Below are 8,064 nucleotides of genomic sequence, written 5' to 3'. Positions count from 1 at the left end.
AGTCGTAAAACTGGTCATAAGACTATCCTCTATTTTAAGAGAGTCTTCGTGTCCTGAGATTCAAGGGGCTATTCCAATCAGTGATTTCGTGGACGGCAAACAATCGCGGCTACATACCGACATGGGAAATTCAAAACACGTCGAGACCATCATCAACTGGGATTACATCGTCGAGAGCGCGCTGGACAAAGTTGTGGATGCAAGGCGAGGCATCGTCAGGAAATTTAAAGAGAAAGATGTCTACTTCCCCGTCTTTAATAAGAACTTTAACGAATGGAGGGAGAAACATGATCGCGGTGGCGATTTCTGGGTATTTTCCAAGCCGCATTACATGAAGCTGGGAAAACCCATTGAATTTTCACTGGATACCTTATGCAGACGACCAGAAAAAATGTAAAGAGATGGGTTGTAAGACTGCTCTATGGTTTCTCGATGCTGTTGGTAATGGCGATGGTGGTTTTTATTCTCCCCAATGAAATCGGGGTGAGGATTCTATTTTTGTTCGCGCTTGCTCAAGAATGGGGAGGCTACGGCCTACTGTTCGTCTTGGTCGGGTGGCTGCTCTACTGGATCTTCAAGGACAAAAGGAAGAGCAAGCGACGATCTCTTGCCATCCTTTGCAGCATCGCTATGTCATACGCGTTGGTTTGCCTGATTTCTCTTTGGCACCAAACCTCCTATGGTGATTGTGATTACGTCACAAAATTGTTGAATGGCGGTGTCCAGGCGTTCAACGGCCGGCGATACACGATCAGTATGTGCAGCACGAATTTTTTCTGGGGAAATGGTCGTCAGGTCAGGTTGCAAGTCTTCGACGAGGCAGGAGAGCTTCAGGCATTGCGATACTTCACTTTTTATTGGAATGATGGCTCAGAAAAGGAGCTTGAATATGGCGACGATGTCATTCTTTACTACGATAAGTCTGCTAGTCAGGCACTTCATTCCATCAAAATCCCACCAACCAAACTTGACTGGATTAGGGCGCGGCTTCCCCTTGCCAATTGAATTGAGTTGAAATGGCCTCGATACCTGTCGAGGCGGTTCACACGCCCGAAACCGGCAAAAGCGGGTGTGGACGAGCGGACGATGTACAATAGCGCCCTGATTTTTAAAGCATTTTTCGCTTTTTCCCGTATTTTCGGCCGCTTGCGGCCCGTCTCATTGAGCCATCTGCCATGTCCAACCCATCCTCTCCCGCCAGCCCGGCCCTGCCCAAGGTCGGTTTCGTCTCCCTCGGCTGCCCGAAGGCACTGGTCGATTCCGAACAGATCCTGACCCAGTTGCGGGCCGAAGGCTATGACACCGCCAAGTCCTACGACGGCGCCGATCTGGTGATCGTCAATACCTGCGGTTTCATCGATGCTGCCGTGCAGGAGTCGCTGGATGCCATCGGCGAGGCGCTCAGCGAAAATGGCAAGGTGATCGTCACCGGCTGCCTGGGCGCCAAGAAGGACGCCGAGGGCGACGACATCATCCAGAAGATTCACCCCAAGGTCTTGGAAGTGACCGGTCCGCACGCGGTGGGCGAGGTGATGCAGGCGGTGCACAAGCACCTGCCCAAGCCACATGCCCCCTTCATCGACCTGGTGCCGCCGCAGGGGGTCAAGTTGACTCCCAAGCACTTCGCCTACCTGAAGATTTCCGAAGGCTGCAACCATCGCTGCAGCTTCTGCATCATTCCTTCCATGCGCGGCGACCTGGTCTCGCGTCCCATCGCCGATGTGATGCTGGAGGCCGAGAACCTGTTCAAGGCCGGCGTCAAGGAATTGCTGGTGATCTCACAGGACACCAGTGCCTATGGTGTGGATGTGAAGTTCCGTACCGGCTTCTGGAACGGCAAGCCGATCAAGACCCACATGACCCAGCTGGTCGGTGCGCTGGGTGAGCTGGCCCAGCAGTACGGTGCCTGGGTGCGCCTGCACTATGTCTATCCGTATCCGCACGTTGATCACATCATCCCGTTGATGGCCGAAGGCAAGATCCTGCCTTACCTGGACGTGCCGCTGCAGCATGCTCATCCGGATGTGCTCAAGCGCATGAAGCGCCCGGCCAACGGCGAAAAGAACATCGAACGCATCCAGGCCTGGCGCGCCATGTGCCCGGACCTCACGATCCGTTCCACCTTCATCGCCGGCTTCCCTGGCGAGACCGAAGCGGAGTTCGAATACCTGCTGGACTTCCTCAAGGAAGCCGAGATCGATCGCCTGGGCTGCTTTGCCTATTCGCCGGTGGAAGGCGCGACCGCCAACGAGATCGCCAATCCGGTCCCGGAAGAAGTGCGCGAAGAGCGTCGCGGCCGTGTCATGCAATTGCAGGAAGAGATTTCCAAGAAGCGCCTGCAGGCCAAGGTCGGCAAGACGCTGCGCGTGCTGATCGACGAGGTGGACCGCAACGGCGGTACCGGCCGCACCTATTCCGATGCGCCGGAAATCGACGGCGTGGTCTATGTGAAGCCACCTTTCGAGCCGCATCGCAAGCTGGAAGTGGGCCAGTTCGTGGACGTGCGCATTACCGCCGCCGATGCTCACGACCTGTGGGGCGCGGCCGAGTGAAGGCGCAGCGTTTGCTGATGCGCAGCCTGCTGGTGGCGGCGCTGTCCTGCTCGGTCCTCATGCCGGCATCGACCTGGGCCGCCAGGCCAGGACCGGCCGCCAGCGCTCCGGAGGGTTCGCTGCAACAGCTGCTGATGACCCATGCGCTGGTGCTGCGTGGCCAGATCGACGGGCGCGACATCCAGCTTTCGCTGCAACCGAAGAAGAACGAGGACGGCGTGGAAGGGCGTTACTTCTTCTTTGGCGGATCGCCTGACATCCTGGTTGCCGGTGAGGTCGATGGCGATGATTTCATCATGGAAGAATCAGTCAATGGCAAGGATGTGTCGGGCCAGTGGGAAGGGCATCGGCAGGGCCAGTCCATCACCGGTACCTGGTCCAGTGCCGATGGTGCCGTCACCAAGCCATTCGCGTTGCAACTGCCCTGAGGCCGGGCTGATCGTCTCCGAACCCTTGATCGCGTGATTTGCTGACGCCGGCTTTCGGTGTCGGCAGGCTGCGCGTATAGTGATGCCTTTGCGCGCAGCCCTTCGCTGCGCGTCTCGTTTTCAGAGGCAGAATCGTGTCCGACCCCAAAGAGACTTCTCTCACGCCGCAAACTTCCCTGATCCACAGCAGCTATCGCGCCCCTGACGGTTTCGAGGCCTTCCCGGTGGGCATCCATCACGCTTCCACGGTGGTATTCCCCAACGTCGAGGCGATGCGCTCGCGCGACTGGCGAGAAAAGCTGGGCTACACCTATGGCCTGCACGGCACGCCCACCAGTTTCGTGCTGGAGGCCCGGCTGGCCGAGATCGAGGGCGGCAATTACTGTCGTGTTACGCCCAGCGGGCTGGCCGCCATCGCCATGGTCAACTTCGCCTTCCTCAAGAGCGGCGACGATGTGCTACTGCCCGACAACGTCTACGGGCCCAGCAAGGACCTGGGCCAGTGGCTGGAGCGTGATTTCCAGATCACGGCGCGATTCTATGACCCGATGATTGGTGAGGGTCTGGCCGACCTGATCATGCCCAATACCCGTCTGGTGTGGACCGAGGCACCGGGTTCGGTATCGATGGAAGTGCCGGATATTCCGGCGCTGTGCCGGGCGGCCCACGCCAGGGGCGTGCTGGTGGCGATCGACAATACCTGGTCCGCCGGCCTGGCCTTCAAGGCCTTCGAGCATGGCGTGGACATCGTCATGCAAGCCGTCACCAAGTACCAGTCCGGTGGTTCTGATGTGCTGATGGGCGCGGTGATGGTGCGTGACCAGGCCCTCAATGAAAAGCTGGAGCTGGCGCACATGCGCCTGGGGTTCGGCGTGGGCATGGACGACGTCTATCTGGTGCTGCGCAGCCTGTCCTCGATGCGCCTGCGCTTCGAGGCGCACGATGCGGCCGCGCGCAAGGTGGCGACGTGGTTGAAGCAGCGTCCGGAGATCGTCTCGGTGCTGCACCCGGCCTTCGAGGATTGCCCCGGCCATGCGCACTGGAAGCGAGACTTCACCGGCGCAGGCGGCCTGTTCTCGGTGATCTTCGATCAGCGCTACGTGGAAGAGCAGACCGACCGCTTTGTCGACAGCCTGCGCCTGTTCAAGATCGGCTACAGCTGGGGCGGTGCACACAGCCTGTGCGTGCCATACCGGATGCGGGGCATGCGCCGGGAATGGATGCGAGAAGGGCAGCTGGTGCGCTTCAACATCGGCCTGGAGTCGCCGGAAGATCTCATCGCCGATATCGAACAGGCCCTGGCACGCATGTAAGCGTCGAGCCAACCCGGCGCGGTGCGTCTGCACCGGGTTTGCCGTCCAGAAATTGAATAAAGGTAAATGTTGCCTCTGTTTCTCGTTTTGGTGCTGGGCAGCCGGTCATAAAATGCTAGTCATTCTTGATACGGCATCCTCACACCGCTGGGCCGCTTCGCATTTTCTCGTGCAGTGGCGCAAAAAATGTCAGACCGCGTAAAACATTGCAATTTTTCTGCGGCCCCTTGTTGAAGGAAACTACAGTTTAGCTCGGCAGTCGAAGAAGAAATGCGGCTGAGCTAGTCGTTACACAGCAACATGGCACAAGAAAACCGCCAAAATTTACAATTTATTTTGTTGCTTTGGTGCTAATTTTGTTGAGCCATTTCGGTCAAGAAACCTTTTGATCAGGAAATTCCTGATTGTCGCCGGAAGTCGCAAGGACTCTGGCTGTTCATTTCCCTGGCATCAAAACTGCAGGCGAAATAGGTCTTCTTGTAAGACAAAGTCTGACAAGCCTGTTGGTTTTGTTTCGGACGAAAAATACCGATCAAGTCTAATTTCCCGCCTGTCCGCCCCCCCTCAGAATTGGCTTGCAGTCAAGTAAATGTAAGCGATTGTAAGCAGCTCAATGCAGCCGAGAGCAGCACAGAGCAGTATGGAGTTCTTACCGAGGTGGGGTGCAAATGAATACCAACGACATGATGGCGGAGATCCGCGATGCCAACCTGAGCTATCTGATGCTGGCACAGCAGATGATCCGTCAGGACAAGCCGACCGCAATCTTCCGGCTGGGTATCAGCGCAGAGATCGCCGATCTGATCGAGGGTTTGTCCAATGCCCAGATCATGAAACTGGCCGCGACCAACATGATGTTGACGCGCTTCCGTTTCGACGATGGTGCCATCCTCGGCATGCTCACCAATTACAACAAGGACAAAAGCCTGGCCCAGTCGCATGCAGCCATCCTGATGGCCTGTCAGCCCAGCGAACAAATTTCGTAAAACAACAAGACAAGAGCAGGACCGGCGCGGGCAGGGGTCAATGCGCCGGAGGGGAAGACGTACCGTAGCAGTTAATGAGTTTGTGTCTTGGATTTGCAGCCTGATGTCCATCTGCCTTGTGCACATGGAGAGGGGTCAGGCAGTGTCACTACGAAATCACCGGGGGGTAGCACCATGGCTAAAAAGAGCGTTGTCACAGAGGCGCAGGAAATTCAGTTGGCCATTGAACTGATCAACCTGGGGGCGCGCCTCCAGTTGCTGGAATCGGAAACTTCGCTGTCGCGCGAGCGCCTGCTGAAGCTGTACAAGGAATTGAAGGGCGTCTCGCCGCCCAAGGGCATGCTGCCGTTCTCGACGGACTGGTTCATCACCTGGCAGCCCAATATCCATTCGTCGCTGTTCATCAACGTGCACCGCTATCTGGTGGAGCATGCCCGCATCAGCGGCATCGAAGCCGTGATGAAGGCCTACAAGCTCTATCTGGAACAGGTCGGTCAGAGCGATGCCGGCGAGCCGGTGCTCTCGCTCACGCGGGCCTGGACGCTGGTGCGCTTCTTCGAAAGCAAGATGCTCATGACCACGCCCTGCTGCAAGTGCGGCGGCCACTTCGTGGTGCATCGACTGGACCTGCATCAGGACTATCTGTGCGGCCTGTGCCACATGCCTTCGCGTGCTGGCAAGACCAAGAAGGCCAAGGATGCGGTGGTCATGGGTCTGGTGGAAGCCCTGCCGGTGGCAGCCTCCGCCCCGATGGTCGCCGAGCCGGTGCTGGCGGCCGTTGCCTGATCCGCAGTGCTGCGCCATCGCTGTCGATGCGGTCGCGGTTCGGCCGCTTGACCGTGACAGTGGCGCTGCTACTCTGCCAGGAAGAATGAGGCCGATTGTCTAGATGTCTGACCTAGAGAACCACCCCGGCGCCCGCCGCAGGCCACTGCTGCAGGCGCCGGCGATCCAGGCCTTGCTGCTGTTCGTGTTGGGCCTGGTGGGCGCCAACGTGATCGACGTGCTGTGCCAGCGCGCCGGTCTTTCTCCCTTTTCTCCCTTGCAAACCTCCGTGCTGCACGGTGCGATTGCCGCGCTGCTGGCACGTCTGCGCCGCATGGCCGTGTGGTGGTGGCTGATCCTGCTGGTGTTCCCGCTGGCGGCGCTGCTGGTAGGGCGGCTGCAATTGCCGCCCTGGCTGTTCCTGGCGGTATTCCTGTTCATGCTGGTGCTGTTCTGGTCCACCTTCCGCAGCCAGGTGCCGTTCTATCCCTCCGGCCGCAATGCCTGGGATGCGGTGGCCGCCTTGTTGCCCCAGGGACGGGCGATCCGCTTCATGGATATCGGCAGCGGCCTGGGTGGCGCGGTGCTGGATCTTTCGCATCGTCGGCCTGAAAGTGAATTCACCGGCATCGAGATCGCGCCCTTGCCCTGGCTGGTGAGCCGCCTGCGTGCGGCGCTGGCCGGCAATCGTTGCCGCTTCGTGCGGGGCGATTATCTGTTGCTCGATTTCGCAGAGTATGACGTGGTGTTCGCCTATCTTTCGCCAGCCGCCATGCTGGCCCTGTGGCACAAGGCCCGGGCCGAAATGCGGCCGGGGACGCTGTTACTGAGCTACGAATTCCATATTCCGGGGACCACGCCGGACCTGGTGATCCAGCCCGAGGGGGAGGGGCCGGTGCTGCATGGCTGGCGCATGTGAGCGCATAAAGTGACGCAATGCGAGACGCGACGTATCAAGTTTGCCCGGATTGAGCCGTAAATCGAAAAGGAAGGGCGTTTTTCGGATATGTATTCCCTCATTTGCTTGATTGGAATACCTGTAATCTGACGAACGTGAAAATACATGCAACGCCACTGGGACGGGAGCAGGCACTTTGTTAGTCATTATCGGATATGTCATTGTCATGGGCTCCGTCTTCGGCGGCTTTGCCCTGTCCGGCGGCCATCTGGGGGCGCTGTTTCAGCCACTTGAACTGCTGATGATCGGCGGCGCCGCGGGTGGCGCGTTCCTGGTGGGTAACAACGGCAAGGCGATCAAGGCTACGATGAAGGCCTTGCCGACCGTCCTCAAGGGCTCGACCTACACCAAAGCGCTGTACATGGAGCTGATGGCGCTGCTGTTCGAGATCCTGACCAAGTCTCGCAAGGAAGGCCTGATGTCCATCGAAGGTGACATCGAAGAGCCGGAAAGCAGCCCCATCTTCAGCAAGTACCCCGGCGTGCTGGCCGACCATCACCTCATCGAGTTCATGACCGACTACCTGCGCCTGATGGTGTCGGGCAACATGGATGCGTTCCAGATCGAAAACCTGATGGACAACGAAATCGAAACCCACCACCACGAGGGGGAGATTCCGGTGCACTGCATCGCCAAGCTGGGTGACGGCATGCCGGCTTTCGGTATCGTGGCCGCGGTGATGGGGGTGGTGCACACCATGGAATCGGTGGGTATTCCGCCGTCCGAGCTGGGTATGCTTATTGCGCACGCGCTGGTGGGTACCTTCCTCGGTATTCTGTTGGCCTACGGTTTCGTGGGTCCGCTGTCCAGCCTGCTGGAACAGAAGCTGCACGAATCGACCAAGATCTACCAGTGCGTGAAGGTGACGCTGCTGGCCAGCCTGAATGGCTACGCGCCGGCGCTGTCGATCGAATTCGGCCGCAAGGTCCTGTTCTCGACCGAGCGTCCGACCTTCCTGGAACTGGAAGAGCACGTCAAGCAGGCCAAGAGCAAGTAATCCTGCCGTTGGCGGATGGTACGCGCATCGATTCACACAGACATCAGCATTGAGCAGGAGTAAGG

Annotated in this window: 9 protein-coding genes; all 9 read left to right on the top strand. The window is 58.5% G+C overall.

Annotated elements, in window-relative coordinates; translation table 11 throughout:
* The coding region (locus BTM36_RS06820; protein ID WP_254426950.1) for a DUF6402 family protein at positions 1-397 on the top strand (397 nt) is incomplete at its 5' end.
* Entirely contained in the window at positions 373-1,005 is a 633-nt protein-coding gene (locus tag BTM36_RS06815) for a hypothetical protein (RefSeq protein WP_139347092.1), read from the top strand. The genes BTM36_RS06820 and BTM36_RS06815, both read left to right, overlap by 25 nt.
* Positions 1,006-1,175: 170 nt before the next feature.
* Positions 1,176-2,552 (top strand): 30S ribosomal protein S12 methylthiotransferase RimO, encoded by a 1,377-nt coding sequence (rimO, locus tag BTM36_RS06810; RefSeq protein ID WP_006463260.1) that lies wholly within the window; start codon positions 1,176-1,178, stop codon positions 2,550-2,552.
* A gap of 59 nt (positions 2,553-2,611) precedes the next feature.
* Positions 2,612-2,980, top strand: a complete 369-nt coding sequence (locus BTM36_RS06805) for a hypothetical protein (RefSeq protein ID WP_254426951.1) — start codon at positions 2,612-2,614, stop codon at positions 2,978-2,980.
* Between the two features lie 134 nt (positions 2,981-3,114).
* Positions 3,115-4,293 (top strand): cystathionine beta-lyase, encoded by a 1,179-nt coding sequence (locus BTM36_RS06800; protein ID WP_077235674.1) that lies wholly within the window; start codon positions 3,115-3,117, stop codon positions 4,291-4,293.
* Between the two features lie 668 nt (positions 4,294-4,961).
* Positions 4,962-5,279 carry a flagellar transcriptional regulator FlhD gene (gene flhD / locus BTM36_RS06795; RefSeq protein WP_006463263.1) on the top strand — a complete coding sequence of 106 codons (318 nt, stop codon included), beginning with the start codon at positions 4,962-4,964 and terminating at the stop codon, positions 5,277-5,279.
* A gap of 174 nt (positions 5,280-5,453) precedes the next feature.
* Entirely contained in the window at positions 5,454-6,065 is a 612-nt protein-coding gene (flhC, locus tag BTM36_RS06790) for a flagellar transcriptional regulator FlhC (RefSeq protein ID WP_039875244.1), read from the top strand.
* Between the two features lie 103 nt (positions 6,066-6,168).
* Entirely contained in the window at positions 6,169-6,963 is a 795-nt protein-coding gene (locus BTM36_RS06785; protein WP_077235673.1) for a class I SAM-dependent methyltransferase, read from the top strand.
* 175 nt (positions 6,964-7,138) lie between these two features.
* Complete coding sequence (gene motA / locus BTM36_RS06780) at positions 7,139-7,999, top strand: flagellar motor stator protein MotA (protein ID WP_006463266.1); 861 nt, start codon at positions 7,139-7,141, stop codon at positions 7,997-7,999.
* Positions 8,000-8,064 lie beyond the last annotated feature (65 nt).

Origin of the sequence: Herbaspirillum sp. VT-16-41 (assembly GCF_001994935.1) — a bacterium.
In the GTDB taxonomy this organism is placed as follows: domain Bacteria; phylum Pseudomonadota; class Gammaproteobacteria; order Burkholderiales; family Burkholderiaceae_D; genus Herbaspirillum; species Herbaspirillum frisingense.
The sequence above is the reverse complement of the archived record's forward strand: the minus strand, read 5'-3'. Positions and strand labels throughout refer to the sequence as shown.